General features: G+C 38.9%; 16 protein-coding genes. 15 read left to right on the top strand and 1 reads right to left on the bottom strand.

Annotation, left to right across the window (positions count from 1 at the left end; translation table 11 throughout):
* The first annotated feature begins 43 nt into the window (after positions 1-43).
* The 15 genes from frr to tilS all read left to right on the top strand — a co-directional run bounded on the left by frr (position 44) and on the right by tilS (position 19,230).
* Positions 44-601: a ribosome recycling factor gene (frr, locus tag ABD005_RS07495; protein WP_215978817.1), complete on the top strand. Its 558-nt coding sequence runs from the start codon at positions 44-46 to the stop codon at positions 599-601.
* Between the two features lie 102 nt (positions 602-703).
* Positions 704-1,468 (top strand): polyprenyl diphosphate synthase, encoded by a 765-nt coding sequence (gene uppS / locus ABD005_RS07500; protein ID WP_343816722.1) that lies wholly within the window; start codon positions 704-706, stop codon positions 1,466-1,468.
* Between the two features lie 175 nt (positions 1,469-1,643).
* The gene (locus tag ABD005_RS07505) at positions 1,644-2,510 is read left to right on the top strand and encodes a phosphatidate cytidylyltransferase (protein ID WP_343816724.1); all 867 of its coding nucleotides are present in this window, start codon (positions 1,644-1,646) and stop codon (positions 2,508-2,510) included.
* 3 nt (positions 2,511-2,513) lie between these two features.
* Positions 2,514-3,767, top strand: a complete 1,254-nt coding sequence (gene ispC, locus ABD005_RS07510; protein ID WP_343816726.1) for a 1-deoxy-D-xylulose-5-phosphate reductoisomerase — start codon at positions 2,514-2,516, stop codon at positions 3,765-3,767.
* Between the two features lie 6 nt (positions 3,768-3,773).
* On the top strand, positions 3,774-5,135 hold the full coding sequence (gene rseP / locus ABD005_RS07515; protein ID WP_343816728.1) for a sigma E protease regulator RseP: 1,362 nt from the start codon (positions 3,774-3,776) through the stop codon (positions 5,133-5,135).
* 102 nt (positions 5,136-5,237) lie between these two features.
* A complete protein-coding gene (bamA, locus tag ABD005_RS07520; RefSeq protein ID WP_343816730.1) occupies positions 5,238-7,712 on the top strand; it encodes an outer membrane protein assembly factor BamA in 2,475 nt (824 codons plus the stop codon).
* A gap of 84 nt (positions 7,713-7,796) precedes the next feature.
* Positions 7,797-8,315, top strand: a complete 519-nt coding sequence (locus ABD005_RS07525; RefSeq protein ID WP_215978822.1) for an OmpH/Skp family outer membrane protein — start codon at positions 7,797-7,799, stop codon at positions 8,313-8,315.
* 210 nt (positions 8,316-8,525) lie between these two features.
* Positions 8,526-9,596 (top strand): UDP-3-O-(3-hydroxymyristoyl)glucosamine N-acyltransferase, encoded by a 1,071-nt coding sequence (gene lpxD / locus ABD005_RS07530; RefSeq protein WP_343816732.1) that lies wholly within the window; start codon positions 8,526-8,528, stop codon positions 9,594-9,596.
* 135 nt (positions 9,597-9,731) lie between these two features.
* Positions 9,732-10,184, top strand: coding sequence for a 3-hydroxyacyl-ACP dehydratase FabZ (fabZ, locus tag ABD005_RS07535; RefSeq protein WP_215978824.1), 453 nt, complete (start codon positions 9,732-9,734; stop codon positions 10,182-10,184).
* 64 nt (positions 10,185-10,248) lie between these two features.
* Positions 10,249-11,016, top strand: a complete 768-nt coding sequence (gene lpxA, locus ABD005_RS07540; protein WP_215978825.1) for an acyl-ACP--UDP-N-acetylglucosamine O-acyltransferase — start codon at positions 10,249-10,251, stop codon at positions 11,014-11,016.
* Positions 11,017-11,176: 160 nt separating this feature from the next.
* Complete coding sequence (gene lpxB / locus ABD005_RS07545) at positions 11,177-12,325, top strand: lipid-A-disaccharide synthase (protein ID WP_343816798.1); 1,149 nt, start codon at positions 11,177-11,179, stop codon at positions 12,323-12,325.
* A gap of 172 nt (positions 12,326-12,497) precedes the next feature.
* Positions 12,498-13,130, top strand: a complete 633-nt coding sequence (rnhB, locus tag ABD005_RS07550) for a ribonuclease HII (RefSeq protein ID WP_343816735.1) — start codon at positions 12,498-12,500, stop codon at positions 13,128-13,130.
* A complete protein-coding gene (gene dnaE, locus ABD005_RS07555; RefSeq protein WP_343816737.1) occupies positions 13,123-16,692 on the top strand; it encodes a DNA polymerase III subunit alpha in 3,570 nt (1,189 codons plus the stop codon). The genes rnhB and dnaE overlap by 8 nt, the downstream gene beginning before the upstream one ends.
* 40 nt (positions 16,693-16,732) lie before the next feature.
* Complete coding sequence (gene accA, locus ABD005_RS07560) at positions 16,733-17,689, top strand: acetyl-CoA carboxylase carboxyl transferase subunit alpha (RefSeq protein ID WP_215978829.1); 957 nt, start codon at positions 16,733-16,735, stop codon at positions 17,687-17,689.
* 143 nt (positions 17,690-17,832) lie between these two features.
* Positions 17,833-19,230: a tRNA lysidine(34) synthetase TilS gene (gene tilS / locus ABD005_RS07565; protein WP_343816741.1), complete on the top strand. Its 1,398-nt coding sequence runs from the start codon at positions 17,833-17,835 to the stop codon at positions 19,228-19,230.
* A 165-nt stretch (positions 19,231-19,395) separates the two neighbouring features.
* On the opposite strand, the gene sstT is transcribed toward tilS, so the two are convergent.
* Entirely contained in the window at positions 19,396-20,625 is a 1,230-nt protein-coding gene (gene sstT / locus ABD005_RS07570) for a serine/threonine transporter SstT (RefSeq protein WP_215978831.1), read from the bottom strand.
* Positions 20,626-20,636: the final 11 nt, after the last annotated feature.

The raw sequence follows: 20,636 nt of genomic DNA on the forward strand, positions 1-20,636 counted from the left end.
AGCTGACCTAAATAGACTACGTAAAACTTTAGGAAATAATAACGTGATAGATGAAATTAAAGTAGATGCGCAAGAGCGCATGGCTAAAAGTGTTGAAGCATTAAAAAACAACTTAAATAAAGTAAGAACAGGCCGTGCGCATGCCTCTTTACTTGATAATATTGTTGTTGAATATTACGGTATGGATACACCACTAAGTCAAGTGGGTAACATTTCAGTACCTGATGCACGTAACTTATCAGTAACTGTTTTTGACAAAGGTATGATCAGCGCTGTTGAAAAAGCTATCATGAAATCTGATTTAGGTTTAAACCCACAGTCTAATGGCACTTTGATTCGTATTCCATTACCACCTTTAACAGAAGAGCGTCGTAAAGATTTAGTTAAAGTTGTACGTGGTGAAGCAGAAGGCGGTAAAGTTGCTATTCGTAACATTCGCCGTGATGCAAACTCAGACTTTAAAAGTTTATTAAAAGATAAAGAAATTAGTGAAGACGAGCATAGACAAGCTGAAGATGAAATTCAAAAAATCACCGATACTTTTATTAAGCAAGTTGATGAAGTACTTGTAAAGAAAGAAGCAGAGTTAATGGAAATTTAATTCATTAACATTGCTTAAAACGCCAGAGAATCTATTAAAGATCGCTGGCGTTTTTTGTATTATGTATTTCCAAAAGTTAATTATTCATGGATAAATCATTAAGTGGAAAATAATAAGATAGAGCCGCTAAACGCAATCAGTGCAGAGACTAAAATACCTCAGCACGTTGCTATTATTATGGATGGCAATGGGCGTTGGGCACAACTGCAAGGCAAAGGTCGTGTTGCTGGGCACAAAGCGGGTGTTGAGTCGGTCAGAGCCGTTGTCAGCACTGCCAGAAAACTTAATATTAGTGCTTTAACATTATTTGCCTTTAGCAGTGAAAATTGGCAACGACCAGAGCAAGAAGTTAGCGTATTGATGGATTTGTTTATGTTCGTATTAACCAAAGAGGTTAAACGCTTACACAAGCATAATATCCGTTTTCGCGTTATTGGAGACTTAAGTCGATTTTCTGATAAATTGCAAAAAAGTATTACTAAATCGGAGCAGCTCACTGCAAATAACACTGGCTTAATACTGTCGGTTGCGGCTAACTATGGTGGGCGCTGGGATATTGCTAACGCAGCTAAAAATCTTGCTAGTCAAGTACAAGAAGGGCACTTAGCCGTTGGTGATATTAATGAAAAAACGTTACATCAACAAACCTGCTTGGCTGATGCAGCTCCGTTAGACTTACTTATTCGCACCGGTGGTGATTACCGTATTAGCAACTTTTTATTATGGCAAGCTGCATATGCAGAGCTTTATTTTACCGAAGTGCTGTGGCCTGATTTTAATGAAGCACAATTTGAAAAAGCTATTTGCTGTTTTGACAATAGAGAGCGCCGCTTTGGAAAAACTGGCGAGCAGATCAAGCAGCAATAAAGCTACGATAACTATTGCTGACTTAGTTACTTTGAATAAATAGTTAACATTAAATAATCAATTTCTCTAAATAACCGTTAATATATGTTTCGTGATTAAAGATCAAAAAAAATAATATTATCAAATCACTTTACCTTATTAACGACCATAAACTTATTATAAAAAAGGCCTACATTTGTTAAAACAACGTATTATTACGGCACTAATTTTAGCGCCTGCAGCTATTCTCGCTATTTTTTATTTACCGCTGGTCTACTTTTCTGGCCTGTTGCTAGGTGTTGTCGCCATTGGCGCTTGGGAGTGGGCACCCTTTGTTGGTCTAAAAAAATCACAAGCACGTGTCACTTATACCGCAATTACGGTTATGCTCATTGCATTACTTTGGTACTTGCTGCCGATTGAGCAGCTATGGTCACCTTTGAATGGTTTGCATCAATATGCACAGTTTATTTTATGGGCTAGCGTTGCTTGGTGGGCAATTGCCGCATTTTTGATGCTGACCTATCCTAAAACAACGGCTTTCTGGGAAAAGAACCGCATAATTATTGGCTTATTTGGTTGGTTTACACTTATACCTACTTGGCTTGCTTTTGTTGTATTAAGAAGTCATGACTACCATATTGCTAACTTTCATGGTGCTCAACTGCTGATGTGTTTATTTGTTCTTGTATGGTGTGCTGATATTGGAGCCTACTTCGTCGGTAAATCTATTGGTAAACGAAAGTTAATGCCCAATGTTAGTCCAGGAAAAACACTTGAAGGCTTCCTCGGGGGCGTTGTTTGCGCGGCAATCGTCGTTGCAGTATCGGCTTTCGTATTAGATTGGTCGCAAAAACAATTACTTAGTGCTTTACTCATCACTTTACTGATAACTACCGTCTCAGTATTAGGTGATTTAACTGAAAGTATGTTCAAGCGCCAATCTGGTATTAAAGACAGTGGTACTATTTTACCAGGTCACGGCGGCATTTTAGATCGTATTGATAGCCTAACTGCAACTGCTCCAGTATTTGCGCTTTGTTATGTATTTTTAGGTTGGTAAGTCATGTCTAATCAGTCATCATCAGGCACTTCTACAGTCAAGCGACAACTATGTGTTTTAGGCTCAACAGGCTCTATAGGTACTAGTACCTTAGATGTAGTGCGCTTACACCCTGATAAATTTAACATAGTGAGCTTATCGGCCAACGCTAGCGTAGATATTATTTTTACGCAATGTATTGAATTCTCACCTAAAGAAGTGGTGTTAGCCTCGCCTGAGCATGCTAAAAAATTAATTGCGATGTTAGCGGCAGAAAATATTGCTGATATTACCGTTTACTCAGGTAGTGAAGCATTGATTGATATTGCCCAATCATCTGATGTTGATACTGTTATGGCGGCTATTGTTGGCGCGTCAGGATTAATGCCAACCTTTGCTGCGGTTAAAGCAGGAAAGCGGGTATTGCTTGCTAACAAAGAAGCATTAGTAACTTCGGGTGCTATTTTTATGGCAGCAGTTAAAGCTTCTAATGCAGAGCTATTGCCAATTGATAGTGAGCATAATGCAATTTTCCAATGTTTACCCAGTAATACGCAAATAGGGGAGTGCCAACTATTAGCGCAAGGCATTAGTAAAGTTTTATTAACAGGCTCAGGCGGACCGTTTAGAACTTTACCGCTTAACGATTTTGTTAATGTTACTCCAGAGCAAGCGTGTGCTCACCCTAACTGGGATATGGGACGAAAAATATCAGTAGACTCTGCGACTATGATGAATAAGGGGCTTGAGTTTATTGAGGCAAAATGGCTGTTCAATATAGACGCTGAAGATATTCAAGTTGTTTTGCACCCACAAAGTACGATTCACTCTATGGTGCAATATAAAGATGGTTCAGTGATTGCTCAAATGGGCAACCCTGATATGAAAACGCCTATTGCCCATGCGCTAGCATACCCTGAACGTATTGACTCAGGCGTGGCCCCGCTCGACTTTTTTAATACTGCATCTTTCGAGTTTCAAGCGGTTGACTTTGAACGCTATCCAAACCTAGCACTTGCAATTGAAGCCTGTAAAAAAGGTCAAGGTGCCTGTACTGCCTTAAATGCAGCAAACGAAATAGCGGTTGAAGCATTCTTAAATGGAAAAATTAAATTTACCGATATTTATAAAATAAATGAAACTTCTGTGAAAAAATTTGTCCTACAACAGGTAGATAATATTAATGAGGTTATAAGTCTCGATCATCAGGTGCGATTATATGCCACATCATTGCTTGATAATTTTTCTAGCGCTGATGAACTGATGGTGGAAAAGTAAGATACGATGTTTGATTTTATATGGAACTTAGCTTCATTTGTTGTTGCTTTAGGTATTTTAGTTACGATTCATGAGTATGGCCATTTTTGGGTAGCAAGAAAGAACGGCGTTAAGGTTGAACGTTTTTCAGTTGGCTTCGGCCGAGCGTTATGGCGTAAAACAGGCCAAGATGGTACCGAGTACGTTGTTGCGCTTATTCCATTAGGTGGTTATGTCAAGATGCTTGATGAGCGTGTTGATGATGTAGCTGAACAGGATAAAGATAAAACCTTTAACTCAAAATCAGTTTATCAACGTATTGCTATTATTGCCGCAGGACCATTAGCTAATTTTATTTTTGCATTATTTGCCTTTTATTTAATGTTTTTAATTGGTGTGCCAAGTGTAAAGCCAATTATAGGTGAGCTAACGCCCAACTCAATTGTAGGCCAAGCACAACTAAACCCATCGGATGAGATTATTAGCGTTGCCGGCACTCGAACACGAGATTGGCAAGATGTTAATCTCGCCTTTATTGGTGAGATTGGTCGCGATGAGATTAAAATAGAAACGAAAAGCCAAGACAGCCTGTATATTAAAACTACGTTATTAAATACGCGTGAATGGCACTATGCACCAGAAAAAAGTTCAGCGCTAGCAAGTTTAGGTATTGTGCCATTTAGGCCGCAGGCATACACACAATTGGCAACGGTAGTGCCTGATAGTGCTGCTGAGCAAGCAGGTTTACTTGTTGGTGATACACTATTGGCTGTTAATGGTGAAAAAATTCAGCAAGATTGGCGTAGCTTTTCAGAAAAAATTAAACAGTACCCTGAACAAAAAGTGATGCTCAGTATCGAAAGATCTGGAGAAGTATTGCAATTAGCAATTACGCCTAAAGCCATTAAGCAAGGTGATAAAACGGTTGGTTATGTAGGTATTGCGCCGAAAGTAGATAGTTGGCCAGAGCATTACCTTGTTGATTTAACTTATGGACCTATTGATGCCATAGCACAAAGTGCCATCCGTACCTGGAATATGACCGAGTTAACTTTTGGCATGATTATTAAGTTTATTACTGGTGACGTGTCGGTTAAGAACTTAAGTGGCCCAATTGGTATTGCTCAGGGGGCGGGTAGTAGTGCAGGTCACGGGCTTGTTTATTTTTTAGGCTTTTTAGCCTTAATTAGTATTAATTTGGGAATAATTAACCTTTTACCGTTGCCAGTACTTGATGGCGGACACTTACTCTATTATCTTATAGAGCTTTTAACGGGTAAAGAAGTACCAGAGAAAGTACAAGAAGCAGGGTTTAAGTTTGGCGCTTTAACAATATTAACCTTAATGGCTATTGGTCTGTTTAATGATTTTTCTCGCGTTTTTAATTAAAACAATAAGATAGAATATGAGGGCGAATAGGTATGATGAATTCATCTACGCCATTGGCTTATAACTCACAAAGTGAATAAGAAGTAACGAAGTTTATAATTTATGATAATTAAAAAAATTGCCTTTGCCGTTTTACTTGGCTCTTTGGGCACCACAGTACAAGCCGAGCAAAAATTTCAAGTGGAAGACATTGAAGTTAAAGGCTTACAACGTGTTGCTTTAGGTGCAGCTCTTACCCATATTCCTTTTAATGTTGGTGATACACTCAACGAGTTTCGTATATCTCAATCAATAAAAGCTCTTTATAAGTCTGGTCACTTTAATGATATTCGTGTTTACCGTGATGGCAATCGTTTGGTTTACCGCGTTTATGAGCGCGAAACGATTAGTGAAATTATTTTTGATGGCAACAAAGACCTTAAAGATGAGCAATTAACTGAAAGTTTAGATGGTAGTGATATTCGCGTAGGTGAAACACTTGATAGAACCGTGCTTTCAGGTATTGAAATTGGCTTAGAGAACTTCTACCACAGTGTCGGTAAATACAATGCCAGAGTGACTTCTAAGGTAACACACTTACCACGTAACCGTGTTAATTTAGAATTTAACTTTGTTGAAGGTGACGCAGCTGCGATTAAACAAATTAATATTGTTGGTAATGAAGTTTATAGTGATGCTGAGTTACTGGACCGTATTGAGTTAACATTTGATTCCCCTTGGTGGAATTTTATGGCGCAAGACAGATATCAAAAGCAAACCTTGCAAGGGGACATGGAGACTATTAATAGTTACTACCTTGACCGTGGTTATTTGCGCTTTAAAGTAGACTCAACACAAGTTTCAATGACACCTGATAAACAAGGTGTTTACATTGCCCTTAATGTTAGTGAAGGTGAAACCTATACCATCAGTGAGGTTGACTTTATTGGTGATATGGCAGGTTTCGATAAAACCATTCGTGCAATTAATCCATTACAAGCAGAAGAGCTTTATAATGGTGCTGAAGTTACTTATACCGAAGAGGTTATTAGTAAGTTTTTAGGGCGCTATGGTTACGCTTACCCTAAAGTGACAACGATTCCTGAAATTAATGATGAAGATAAAACAGTTAAGTTATCAATCTCTATAGATCCTGGTAAGCGTGTTTATGTTAATCGTATTAACTTCTCGGGTAACCATGTCACTGCTGATAACGTATTACGCCGTGAAATGCGCCAAATGGAGGGGGCTTGGTTATCTAACAGTGTCGTTGAAGCATCTAAAGCGTGGTTAATGCGTTTACCTTATATGGAAACGGTTGAGTTTGAAACGAAACAGTTACCTGGTGAAGATGATTTAGTTGATATTGACTTTACCGTAAAAGAGCAACCATCAGGTTCATTTACGGCAGGTGTTGGTTATGGCTCACAAACTAAATTAAGTTTAAATGCTGGTGTTCAGCAAAATAACTTTTTAGGAACGGGTAATCAGCTAGGGCTTAACTTAAGCACTAATACTTACTCTAAAAGTGTTTCTTTATCTTATACCGATCCTTATTTTACGGTTGACTCGGTATCGCTAGGCGGGCAGGTTTATTATAACGAGTATGATGCAGGGCAAGCTAACTTAGTTGAATATAATAATAAAACATTTGGCCTTGGTTTAAATTGGGGCTTTCCTGTTAATGAATACTTACGTTTAAACTTTGGTGTTGGTTGGAAATACAATAAAGTTTCTCAACTACAAGCGTACGAGCAAATTCAAACGTTTTATGATATTTATGCAGACCCGCAACACCCTGATGAGTTAGAGCCATTTAAAACCCTCGATTTAAATATGGGACTTTCACGTTCAACATTAAACCGTGGTACCTTTCCAACGGCAGGCTCTCAGCAAAGCTTAACTTATAAAATGACCAGCCCTAAATCTGATTTACAGTACTTTAAGGTTAATTATGACAGCAAGTTCTACTTCCCATTAACACGTAATCAGCGTTGGTCAATATTAACCCGTTTACAGTTGGGTTATGCGAATGGTTATGGTACGGTAAATGGTCACGATCAATTACTACCTTTCTGGGAAAACTTTAGAGCCGGTGGTGCCGATACATTACGTGGTTTTGAAAATAATACCGTAGGACCTCGTGCGGTTTATCGTCAGCCGCAACCATATCGTGGTACGCCAGATCCTACTGGCTCTGGCAGTGGCTGTTGTCTAGGTGCAGATCAAGATGGTGTTTATGCTTCATCTCGTTCGGTGGGTGGTAATGCGATAGCTTTAGCTGGTTTAGAGCTAATTGTACCGACACCATTTTTAGATGAAAGTTTTTCAAATAGTGTTCGTACCAGCTTCTTTGTTGATGTTGGTAATGTTTGGGATACCGAATTTAATATGGAGCATTATGAAGATTTAGTACCTGGTGAATTTGAGAAAATTGATGATTACTCTGACGTAGGTCGTTACCGTAGTTCAGCAGGTTTGTCTATTCAGTGGTTATCACCAATGGGGCCAATGATTTTTAGTTTTGCTAAGTCATTGAAAGAAGTTGAAGATGATGACACCGCATTTTTCAGTTTTAATATTGGTAAAACCTTTTAATAACGTACAGATTTTATGTACATTACATTATGTTATTCGCTCTTTATTGAGCGAATAAAAAGAATAAAAAAGAAGAGGAAAAACATGAATAAAGTTATTAAGTCAATTGTTATGACAACAGCAGCATCAGGTATGTTATTGGCCAGTTCAGTTATGGCTGCTGAACAGAAAATTGCGGTTGTTAATTTCCAAGAGATTATGGGAAAAATCCCACAAACTGCAGCATTAATGCAAACGTTAGAAGCTGAGTTTAAAGACGAAAAAGCGGTAATTACGCAACTTGAAAAAGATATTAAGTACTATCAAGAAAAGAAAAAGCGTGACGGTGCGTTAATGAGCGCTAAAGAAAAAGAAGAGTTAGATACTAAAATGGCTGGTCTTTTTCAAGAATACCAAGTAAAGGGTAAAGAGTTACAACAAAAAGCAGGTGAGCGTCAAAACCAAGAAACTAATAAGCTTATTGCTTTAGTTCGCCAAGCTGTTGATCAAATTGCAGAAAAAGAAGAGTATGATCTAGTATTGTCTCAACAAGCAGTTATCTTTTCTAAGCCTAAAGCAAGCATTACGGATAAAGTGGTTGAACAAGTAAGTAAACTAAACTAATTCATTTGCATATTAGGTAACATGCGTAGCCATTTACCTAGTAAAATAGCTTTAAGTTATAAAGTTAAAGGCAGAGTGTAGGGTAACGCCATGCGTTAATATTCTATACTTTGTCTTTTCGCTATATAGCGTTTAAAAAATTAATCACTTTATTTAACATGGTTGCTAGCAACCTAGCTTTGTTTTCAATTACTTATCAAGAATATACCTATGAGCCATACGCTGAGCGACATCGCACAAAAAATTTCTGCAACGTTAATTCATCCTAGCGCTGACAATAGTACGCTAACAAGTCACGCTACTAATGTTAATTTAGATAGTACGTTAATTACAGGTTTAGCTACTTTAGCTAACGCTCAAGCAGGACAAATTGCTTTTTTAGCGAATAGTAAATATCAGCAGCAATTACTCACTACAAAAGCAAGCGCTGTTATTGTATCAGCAGAGGCAGCAAAAAGTTGTCCAGTGAGTGCACTGGTTATGGATAACCCTTATATGGGTTATGCTATTCTTGCTAACTTATTAGATACAACGCCAGCTGCTGCAGAGGGCATTCATGCAAGTGCTGTTATTTCGCCAACGGCTACTTTAGGTGAAAATGTTAGCATAGGTGCTAATGCTGTTATTGAGTCAGGCGTTAAGCTTGCTGATAATGTCTGTATCGGTGCCGGGTGTTTTATTGGCAAGAATGCTGTTATTGGCGAGTCAACAAAGCTGTGGGCCAATAGTAGTGTTTATCACAGTGTAGTTATTGGCAAACACTGCCTAATTCAAGCAAACACGGTTATTGGCTCTGATGGATTCGGCTATGCGCCAGTACCAGGACAGTATAAATGGCATAAAATACCGCAATTGGGTAGTGTTATTATTGGCGACCATGTTGAAATTGGTGCTAGTACAACCATTGATAGAGGCGCGTTAGATAATACTGAAATTAAAGACGGTGTTATTTTAGATAACCAAATACAAATCGCGCATAACGTGATTATAGGTGAAAATACTGCGATGGCTGCCTGTAGTGTGATTGCTGGTAGTACAGTTATTGGAAAAAACTGTACGATAGCAGGCTTAGTTGGTATTAATGGTCATATAAATATTGCTGATAACTGTGTCTTTACTGGCATGTCTATGGTAACTAAAAGTATTAAAACAGCAGGAGCATACTCTTCTGGTACACCAGTAGCTCCTAATAGCGAATGGCATAAAACTAACGCACGTGTAAAACGTCTTGATAGTCTTAATAAACGTGTTAAAGCACTAGAAAAGCAGCTTAATAAATAGTTTTTCACATTAAAAACCGTTATTCACTAAACAAGTTGCTAGTTTCACTAGCAATAATAGCCATTAATAAATAAAATAGCGGGCATTAAGCGTTGTATACATACAACCAAGTAAGCCATAACAAGGAATAATCATTTGGATACTGTAAAAAAACCAATAGACCTTAACGAAATTAAAACGTTGATCCCTCATAGATACCCAATGTTATTAGTTGACAGAGTACTTGATCATGAACCAGGTAAAACCTTGCATGCAATTAAGAACGTTACTATTAACGAGCCTGTTTTTACTGGTCACTTTCCAGAGCTTGCTATTTTTCCTGGTGTGTTAATTCTGGAAGCGTTAGCTCAAGCAACAGGAATTTTAGGTTTTAAGAGTAGTGAAGAACGCAATAAAGACGAAATGTACTTATTTGCCTCTATCGACAATGCAAAATTTAAAAAGCCGGTATTACCAGGTGATACAATGCACCTTCATGTTGAGTTTATTAAAGAGCGACGTGGAATGTGGAAGTTCTACGGTGAAGCAAAAGTAGATGGCAAGGTTGTTTGTAGTGCTGACTTAATGTGTGCTCGTCGCGCACTTTAATGAAACTCAACCTAATTCTTCAATAGTACTCTGATAAGCTTAAACGATAAAAGGTGATAAAATTATGATCCACCCACAAGCAATAATAGCGCCTGGTGCAGTTATTGGAGAAAATGTAACCATAGGCCCATGGACTTATATTGCAAGTAATGTAGTTATTGGTGATAACTGTAACATTAGCTCTCATGTGGTTATTAATGGCCCAACAACTATCGGCAAAGGCAATCGTATTTTCCAATTTGCTAGTATTGGCGAAGATTGCCAAGATCTTAAGTACGCAGGCGAGCCAACAGAATTAATTATTGGTGATAATAATATTTTCCGTGAATCATGTACTATTCATCGTGGTACAGCGCAAGATAATAGCTTAACGCAAATCGGCAGTAATAATTTATTTATGGCTTATACCCATGTTGCACACGACTGTGTTGTAGGTAACCATTGTATTATGGCCAATAACGCGTCAATTGCCGGTCATGTTCATGTGGGCAATCATGTTATTATTGGCGGTATGGCAGGTGTTCATCAATTTTGTCATATTGGTCAACATAGCTTTGTTGCTGCTAATGCGTTGGTACTTAAAGATGTGCCTGCTTATGTTATGGCATCTGGGCAGCCAGCGAAACCTTTTGGCTTGAATAGTGAAGGTTTAAAACGTCGCGGGTTTGCAAAAGAAACCATTTTAAATATTAAACGTGCTTATAAAGCCGTTTACCGTAAAGGACTTTCTTTAGAAGATGCATTAAGTAGCATTGATGAGCAAGATCAATCCGATGAGCTTTTGGCTTTTTCAGAATCAATTAAAGCGTCTACACGTGGTATTATTCGCTAGGTTCATTACTGAAAAAACCTTTAGATAATCGTTACCACATCAATATTAAAGCGACTTTACTAAGACTAAAGCTCTAGACTTATTAAGTCGCTTTCTTTGTTTCTACACAATGTCTGAATTTTACAATTAAGGACGTCGATAACCACTCATGGTAAATGAAATCACTACTAAAACTCAAGTTCCTATTTTTGCTATTGTTGTGGGTGAACATTCAGGTGACACCTTAGGCGCGGGTTTAATGAAATCATTACGCGTTTATTACCCTGATGCTCACTTTATTGGTATTGGTGGCGATAAAATGAAAGCGCTTGGTTTTGAAAGTTTGTTTGCTATGGACGAACTTGCTGTAATGGGGATCGTTGAAGTTTTAGGGCGAATTCGTCGGTTATTGTTTGTTAGAAAGTCATTAACGCAATACTTTACAGCCAATAAACCCGATGTTTTTATTGGTATTGATGCGCCAGACTTTACTATTGGCTTAGAGTTAAACCTTAAAAAGCAGGGTATTAAAACCGTTCACTATGTTAGCCCGTCAGTTTGGGCGTGGCGTGAAAAACGTATTTTTAAAATTGCTAAAGCAACCAATATGGTTTTAGCACTGTTGCCTTTTGAAAAAGCATTTTATGATAAACATCAGGTGCCTTGTACTTTTGTTGGTCATCCTTTAGCGGATGATATTCCACTAAATAGTGATAAACAAAAAGCACGTTTAGCGTTAAAGTTACCTGAAAACGCTAAAATTTTAGCGCTAATGCCGGGTAGTCGCGGTGGTGAGTTATCACGATTACTTGAGCCTTTTTTCCAAAGCGCCATCGTGTTGCAACAGCAAAATCCCGCGTTAATTTTTATTGCCCCGATGGTCAGTGAAAAACGAGCAAAACAATTTTTGACATTAAAAACACAATTTGCTGACAAGCTTAATGTACAAGTAATTATCGATAAAACGCAAACAGCGATGGCAGCAAGTGATTGTTTGTTGATGGCGTCAGGTACAGTTACCTTAGAAGCTGCACTCATCAAAAGACCTATGGTTATTTGTTATAAATTCAGTCCTATCACTCACTTATTAGCTAAATGGCTTGTGAAGTTAAAATGGTTTTCATTGCCCAATTTACTCGCTAACAAAACATTAGTGCCTGAGTTATTACAAAGCGAAGTTATACCTGACAATATAGTGCCGTTAGTCACAGAGCGTTTGTATGAAGATCAAAGTGCTTTGAATGAAAGCTATTTAAACATTCATCAACAATTAAGATGTGACGCTAGTAAACAAGCAGCACAAGCGGTTATTAACTTATATAAAAGCTGATTAATATACTTTCCAGTACTTATAAAGCCGCTTTGCTCTGCTCAATTTTTGAATGCTGTTTGGGTGTGTTCATACCTAGTAAACACTGTTAATATTCTTTTAGTTTTTAAACGCACGTATTCTTAAATTTTCAATACGCTTTTACCTTTTCTAAAATACAAGATTTATACCTATGGCAACCAAGAAAACCTTTCCTGAATTTGAATACCCTATTGCCTATTGTATCGCTGGCGTTGATGAAGTCGGTCGTGGCCCTTTAGTCGGTGATGTTGTTACTGCTGCTGTGATTCTCGATCCTGATAACCCTATAACAGGATTGATGGATAGCAAAAAGCTCTCTGAAAAAAAGCGTGCATTACTTGCTCTTGAAATTAAAGAAAAAGCGATAGCTTGGTCTATTGGTCGCGCTAGTCCCGAAGAAATTGACACCTTAAATATTTTACACGCCACTATGTTAGCGATGCAGCGAGCGGTTTTAGGGTTAGATGTTTGCCCCGATTATGTTTTAGTCGATGGTAATCGTTGTCCGACCTTTACAGCTGAAACCGGTGTTATTGCTTGTCAGGCCGTTGTTAAAGGTGATGATCGTGTTGCTGAAATAAGTGCCGCGTCTATTATTGCTAAAGTCGCTCGTGATGATGAAATGATTGCACTAGATAAGCTTCACCCAGAATATGGCTTTGCTCAGCATAAAGGTTATCCAACCAAAGCCCATTTAGAAAAAATTATTGAACACGGGGTCCTTGATTGTTATCGACAAAGCTTCAAACCCGTAGCGCGTGTATTAGGACATCTGCATGACTGATTTAACGCCTTTTCCGCAAGAAAATGAGCCAGAGCAAGCTGCTTTTGTAGAGCCTCGCTTTGTGCATTTACGTTTACACAGTGACTTTTCAATGTGTGACGGCTTAAAAAAAGTTAAACCGATAATGGCGCGTGCGGCCGAATTGGGGATGGCAGCACTTGCTTTAACTGACCAAACTAACTTATGTGGCTTGGTAAAATATTACCACGCCGCACATGGCGCAGGTATAAAGCCTATTATTGGTTGTGATTTTTGGGTGAAAAGCGATGAATTAGGTCATGAATTATCGCGCCTGGTGATACTCACTACCAATAATGTCGGTTATAAAAATATCACCGAATTGATTTCAAAAGCTTATTTACGTGGTCATATTCAAAATAGAGCGGTCATTGATAAGTCATGGTTAGTTGAGCATAAAGAAGGCCTAATTTTACTCTCAGGTGGACGAGAAGGTGATATAGGCAAAGTGCTTTTAAAAGGCAACCATGAATTAGTTTCACAAATGGTGAGCTTTTACCAAGAGCACTTTGATAATTGTTATTTTCTTGAACTTATTCGCACAGGACGAAACGACGAAGAAAACTACCTACATTTAGCGGTTGAACTTGCTGAGCAATGTAACTTGCCTGTTGTCGCAACCAACGAAGTGATGTTTTTATCACCGGATGATTTTGATGCTCATGAAATACGTGTTGCCATTCATGACGGTTTTACCCTTGATGATAAACGCAGACCCAAGCGATATAGCGAACAACAGTATTTACGCTCTGAAGAAGAAATGTGTGAGTTGTTCAAAGATATTCCTGAGGCGTTAGCCAACAGTGTTGAAATTGCCAAACGCTGTAATGTTACCGTAACGTTAGGTGAGTATGTCTTACCTGACTTTCCAACCGAAGGATTAGAGATTAATGATTATTTCATTAAAGTCTCGGAAAAAGGCTTAGAAAAACGCCTTAAACAACTCTTTGATGTTAACGCGCCTAATTTTGCTGAAATACGAAAGCCTTATGACGAACGTTTAGCGGTAGAGCTAGAAGTCGTTAATAATATGGGGTTTCCGGGCTACTTCTTAATCGTAATGGAATTTATCCAGTGGAGTAAAGATAACAATATTCCAGTAGGCCCAGGTCGAGGCTCAGGTGCTGGCTCCCTTGTTGCTTATGCGTTAGATATTACAGATCTTGACCCATTAGAGTACGACTTACTCTTTGAACGCTTCTTAAACCCAGAGCGTGTCTCAATGCCCGATTTCGATATCGATTTTTGCATGGACAGACGTGATGAAGTTATTGACCATGTAGCTGAACTTTATGGTCGTGATGCCGTATCGCAAATCATTACTTTTGGTACTATGGCGGCAAAAGCGGTAATTCGCGATGTTGGGAGGGTGTTGGGTCATCCTTACGGTTTTGTTGATAGAATTTCGAAGTTGATCCCGCCAACGCCTGGTATGACTTTAGCTAAAGCATTTGAAGAAGAGCCTAAGTTACCTGAAGTGTACGCGCAAGATAGCGACGTTAAAGACTTGATTGATATGTGTCGTATACTCGAGGGCACAACGCGTAACGCGGGTAAACATGCCGGTGGTGTTGTTATTTCCCCTACGACTATAACCGACTTTGCGCCATTATATTGTGATGATGAAGGTAAAAACCCGGTTACACAATTTGATAAAAATGATGTTGAAGATGCTGGCTTAGTTAAATTCGATTTCTTAGGATTACGTACCTTAACTATTTTGCAATGGGCCATAGAAATGGCTGACGCTAAATTGCTTAAAGCAGGTAAAGAGCCTATTGATATCACTACTATCGATTTAGAAGACAAAGCAAGTTTTAACTTGTTACTCGCGTCAAAAACAACTGCGGTTTTCCAGCTAGAATCTAGCGGGATGAAATCGTTAATTGATAAGCTAAAGCCTGACTGTTTTGAGGATATTATCGCACTGGTGGCTTTATTTCGCCCAGGCCCTCTACAGTCAGGCATGGTTGATAACTTTATTGAGCGTAAGCATGGTCGTGAGGCCATTAGTTACCCTGATGCAACATGGCAGCATGAAGATTTAAAACCGGTACTTGAGCCCACCTACGGCATTATTTTATACCAAGAGCAGGTAATGCAAATAGCGCAGGTACTTGCGGGTTACTCTCTTGGTGGTGCCGATATGCTCCGCCGTGCTATGGGTAAGAAAAAGCCAGAAGAAATGGCGAAGCAGCGTGCTGGTTTTGAAAAAGGCGCGATAGACCGTGGTGTTGATGGCGAGCTTGCGATAAAAATCTTCGATTTAGTAGAAAAATTTGCGGGTTACGGTTTTAACAAGTCTCACTCAGCAGCCTACGCGTTAGTTTCGTATCAAACTTTGTGGATGAAAACACACTTTCCTGCGCCATTTATGGCGGCAGTAATGTCTGCTGATATGGATAATACCGAAAAAATTGTTACCTTGGTTGATGAGTGTAGCAATATGGGGATTGATTTATTGCCGCCAGATGTTAATGCGGGACAATATAAATTCACCGTGAATGATAACGACCAAATTGTTTATGGTATTGGCGCAGTCAAAGGGGTGGGTGAAGGTCCTATTGAAGCCATTATTGCTGCACGACAAGCCGGTGGCCCATTTACCGATTTATTTGATTTTTGCGCGCGTTTAGATTTGAAAAAAACTAATAAACGCGTATTAGAAAAATTAGTTAAATCAGGTGCTATGGACACTTTAGGCCCTAAATACCAAGTAGGGTCAACTAAAGAGCAAGGGGCTAATCGAGCCGCTCTTTTTGAAACGTTGCCAGAAGCGATTAAAGCCGCAGAGCAACACGCAAAGGCTGAGTCATTAGGGCAAAATGATTTATTTGGTCTGATTAACGATGAACAAACTGATTCAAGACAAGCATTTAAAGCGGCAAAGCCTTGGGCTGAAGAAGTATGGCTTGATGGTGAAAAAGAAACATTAGGGCTTTATTTAACAGGTCACCCAATAAATCGCTACTTAAGTGAAATAAAAAAATACTCATCTAATCGTTTGGTTGCGATGCAACCAACAGGTCGTGATAGGCAAGCAGTTGCGGTAGGATTAGTGATAGGTGTTAGGGTTTTAGTCAATAAACGCGGGCGTCGCTGGGCATTAGTCACTTTAGATGATAAGAGCGCACGTATGGATATTCGGCTATTTCCTGATGACTATGATCGCTTTGCAGAGCTACTAGTAACTGATGCAATTTTAGTTTGTAGCGGACAGGTCAGCTTTGATGATTATTCTGGTGGTAATACAATGACCGCTCGGGATATAATGACCGTTATTGATGCGCGTGAAAATTATGTTAGCTCTTTAGATATAAAAATAGATAACGCTTTGATAGATGAAAGCTTTATTGAAAAGTTTACTGAGGTTATGAGTCCATTTAAAGAAGGGACTTGTCCAGTAAGAGTTTTTTATCAGCGCGAAGAGGCATCGGCAATGCTTGAATTAGGCGTTCAATGGCGAATAACGCCAGCTGATGAGTTATTATACGAATTAAAAACACTGCTTGGTGATGACAGCGTCACCATGGAGTTTAAGTAGCAAATTAAAATTAATTAGAATTAATTAGGTAAAGATAAGCATGTCATTAAACTTTTTAGACTTTGAACAACCTATTGCAGAACTTGATGCAAAAATTGAAGAATTGCAATTGGTTAATAAAGGTCAAGATCTTGATCTTGATTTAGAAGAGCAAATCACCCAATTACGTGAAAAAAATAAAGAACAAACCAAAAAGATTTTCGCTAATTTAGACCCGTGGCAAACGGCGCGTGTTGCTCGTCATCCACAGCGTCCTTATACACTTGACTATTTACCACGTATCTTTACTGAATTTGATGAGTTAGCAGGTGATCGTGCATATGCTGACGATAGCGCTATTGTTGGTGGTACTGCACGTTTAGATGGCAAGCCAGTGATGGTTATTGGTCATCAAAAAGGTCGCTCTACTACTGAAAAAGTAAAACGCAATTTTGGTATGCCGCGCCCAGAAGGTTACCGTAAAGCATTACGCTTAATGGAAATGGCCGAACGCTTTAATATGCCTATTATTACTTTTATTGACACGCCAGGTGCATACCCAGGTATTGGTGCTGAAGAACGTGGTCAAAGTGAAGCAATTGCACGTAACTTAAAAGTAATGGCGCGTCTTACAGTGCCAATCATTTGTACTGTTATTGGTGAAGGTGGCTCTGGTGGCGCACTTGCCATTGGTGTTGGTGATCGAGTAAACATGTTGCAATATGCAACTTACTCTGTAATTTCACCTGAAGGTTGTGCTTCGATTTTATGGAAAACAGCTGAAAAAGCGCCTACTGCTGCTGAAGCTATGGGCATTACGGCTAAGCGCATTAAAGAATTAGATCTTATTAATAGTATTGTTGAAGAGCCTTTAGGTGGTGCACATCGTGATATGGATCATATGGCAGCGTTACTTAAAGAAGCATTAAATAAAGATTTAGCTGAATTAGAAAACTTACCAAAAGATGAATTAATCGAAAAGCGTTACGATCGTTTAATGTCGTTTGGTTATTGCTAAACACGTCATTTATCAATGACTGAGTTTTATAAGCTGTATTTAGTTGTGCTAGATACAGCTTTATTATTTTTACTTATCAAGTTTTTACAGATCGCACTTTTATAAATCGTGTTTTACTTTTTTACTAAAACAGTTGAGTGGTTATGTCACTGATTGAGCAAGCGTTAGTGAGTGCTATTTCTTCCCATGCTAATACGCCTATTATTATTGCTTATAGCGGTGGTGTTGACTCACAAGTACTACTGCATGCATTAGCAAGCCTTAAAAAAAATCAACAGCTGACTAACCCTATTACAGTATGTCATGTTAATCATGGTTTAAGTGTTAATGCCTTCGCTTGGCAAGAATTTGCCCAGCAGCAATGCAGTCGCTTAGCATTACCGCTAATTATTAAACAAGTTAATGTACAAGCGAAAGCTCAAAGCTCATTAGAGGCACTGGCTCGTGATGCGCGCTATCAAGCATTAGTGGAAATTAACTCAACAAGCTCATTGATTATTACTGGCCATCATAGTGACGATCAAAGTGAAACCTTTTTATTAGCGTTAAAGCGTGGCGCTGGGTTAAAAGGTTTAGCATCAATGTTAGCAAATTCTACCTTAGGTAAGCATAAACTCATAAGGCCGTTGTTGGGAGTTTCTCGCCAAGCCATTGTGACGTATGCACAAGAGCAGCAACTTAGCTGGATAGAAGATGAATCAAATGATGATACTAGCTTTGATCGTAATTTTATTCGCCAAGAAGTTATGCCACTGCTTTCGGCGCGCTGGGGCAGTATTTCGCAAACAATTAACCGTAGTGCAGAGCACTGTCGAGCAGGACAAGAGTTACTTGATGAGTTAGGAGAGCAAGACTTATTGCACTGCCAACTATCAGCAAGCGTTTTAAATGTTGCGTCTTTGCAAAGCCTTTCAATAGCACGTTTTAATAATCTTATTCGTTACTTTTTAGCTAAACAACAATGTTTAATGCCAAGTACAGAGCAGTTAGAGCAAGTAAGGCAGCAGCTTAGCGCCGATGAAAATAAAAACCCTGCAATTAAAGTCGCTGATCACTATTTAAGACGTTTTAAAAATCAACTTCACCTTACCGCTGAACTAGCTGATATTAGTGGTTGGAGCCAAGATATAAATATCGATGAGTTCAATGATTTTACTCACATGATAAAGGCAGCGATAACCTTACCAGATAATTTAGGTAGGTTATCTATTAGCGCAGGTAACAATAGGGGCAATAATGTTAGGGAAGATGATACTCACATCACTAGCACAGTAATAATAGCTCCTACAGTAGCTCAGCGTGTTAGTGTACGTTTTAGTCATAATAATCCAATTTGTTTACCTGATTATCGTCGTCACTCAAGAGCGTTTAAAAAAGTGCTACAAGAGCTAAACATTCCACCTTGGCAACGTAAACGTATTCCGTTTCTCTATTATAATGATGTACTTGTTGCTGCGATTGGTTTCTTTGTCTGCCAAGAGTTTGTACCTAAAAACTCGCAAGCCGCACTTTATTTAACTTTAGAGCCTGAGGTTAAATAACGCTCGGGATAATAAATTTTTCTCAAGCTGCTATTTTAATCATTAACCGCGCTAGACTTATTTACAATAGCCTCGCTATTGACGCATAAATCCGCTTTGCTGTTGTTGAAAATGATGGCTTAACATGATTACACTGTTTGGCTATTTGGCTATTTGGCTATTTGGCTATTTGGCTAAGTGGTGAGATGCTGCGGCCGAGAAAACAACATCAGTCGAGCTATTTAATGCGGTTTCTGCAGAGTCTTGAATGACACCAATAATAAAGCCAATGGCTACTACCTGCATTGCAATATCATTAGTGATACCAAATAAGCTACAAGCCAATGGAATAAGCAATAACGAACCACCAGCAACACCTGAGGCACCACAAGCTGAAATAGAAGCAACTACCGCTAATAATAAAGCCGTACCAAAGTCGATATCAATATTTAAGCTATGAGCCGCAGCAAGCGATAATACGGTAATGGTAATTGCCGCGCCTGCCATATTAATAGTTGCCCCTAGTGGAATTGACACCGAATATGTATCTTCATGTAAATTAAGCTTTTTACAAAGCGCCATGTTCACAGGTATGTTTGCCGCGGAGCTACGGGTGAAAAAAGCGGTAATGCCTGATTCACGTAAACAAGTGAACACTAGCGGGTAAGGATTTCGTTTAGTAATCGCAAAAACAATAGCCGGGTTTATGATTAAGGCGATAATTAACATCGCGCTAATAAGTACTAAAACTAAATGGCTGTATTGTGCTAAAGCACTGAAGCCTGTTGTCGCTATGGTGTTAGCCACCAAGCCTAAAATCCCTAATGGTGCAAAGCGAATAACAACGCGCACTATGCTCGAGATAGCTTCACTTAAATCATGCACCATCAGCTTACTGCTTTCATTGGCGTGCTTTAATGAAAAGCCTAAGCCTAAGCCCCAAGCTAACACGGCAATAAAGTTACCGTTATTAATAGCACTAATAGGATTCTCAATCACTTTAAAGGCGAGAGTCGTAAGTACTTCTCCTAAACCTTGTGGTGGTGTTGCTACTGCGCTAGCAATATCTAGTGTAAGTGTTGTTGGAAAAATAAAGCTTAATACTACTGCGACGAAAGCGGCACTTAATGTACCAAGTAAATAAAGCGCAATAATCGGCTTTAAATTAGCGTCGCTATTCGCCTTTTGGTTGGCAATAGCAGAAGCAACCAATATTAACACCAATACCGGCGCTACCGCTTTTAAAGCGCCAACAAACAAGTCTCCGAGCAGTGAAAATGACTGGGCTACTTCAGGTAAAGTGACCGCAAGTAATGTACCTAATATGATCGCAATAATAATTTGGCCCACTAAGCCTAGTTTTTTATCAAGAGAGCGTAGGTGAGTTAATAGGGAAGATTGATTAGTTGTTGGCATAATTCTCGTTA

The sequence above is a fragment of the Colwellia asteriadis genome (assembly GCF_039523295.1).
GTDB lineage: Bacteria > Pseudomonadota > Gammaproteobacteria > Enterobacterales > Alteromonadaceae > Colwellia > Colwellia asteriadis.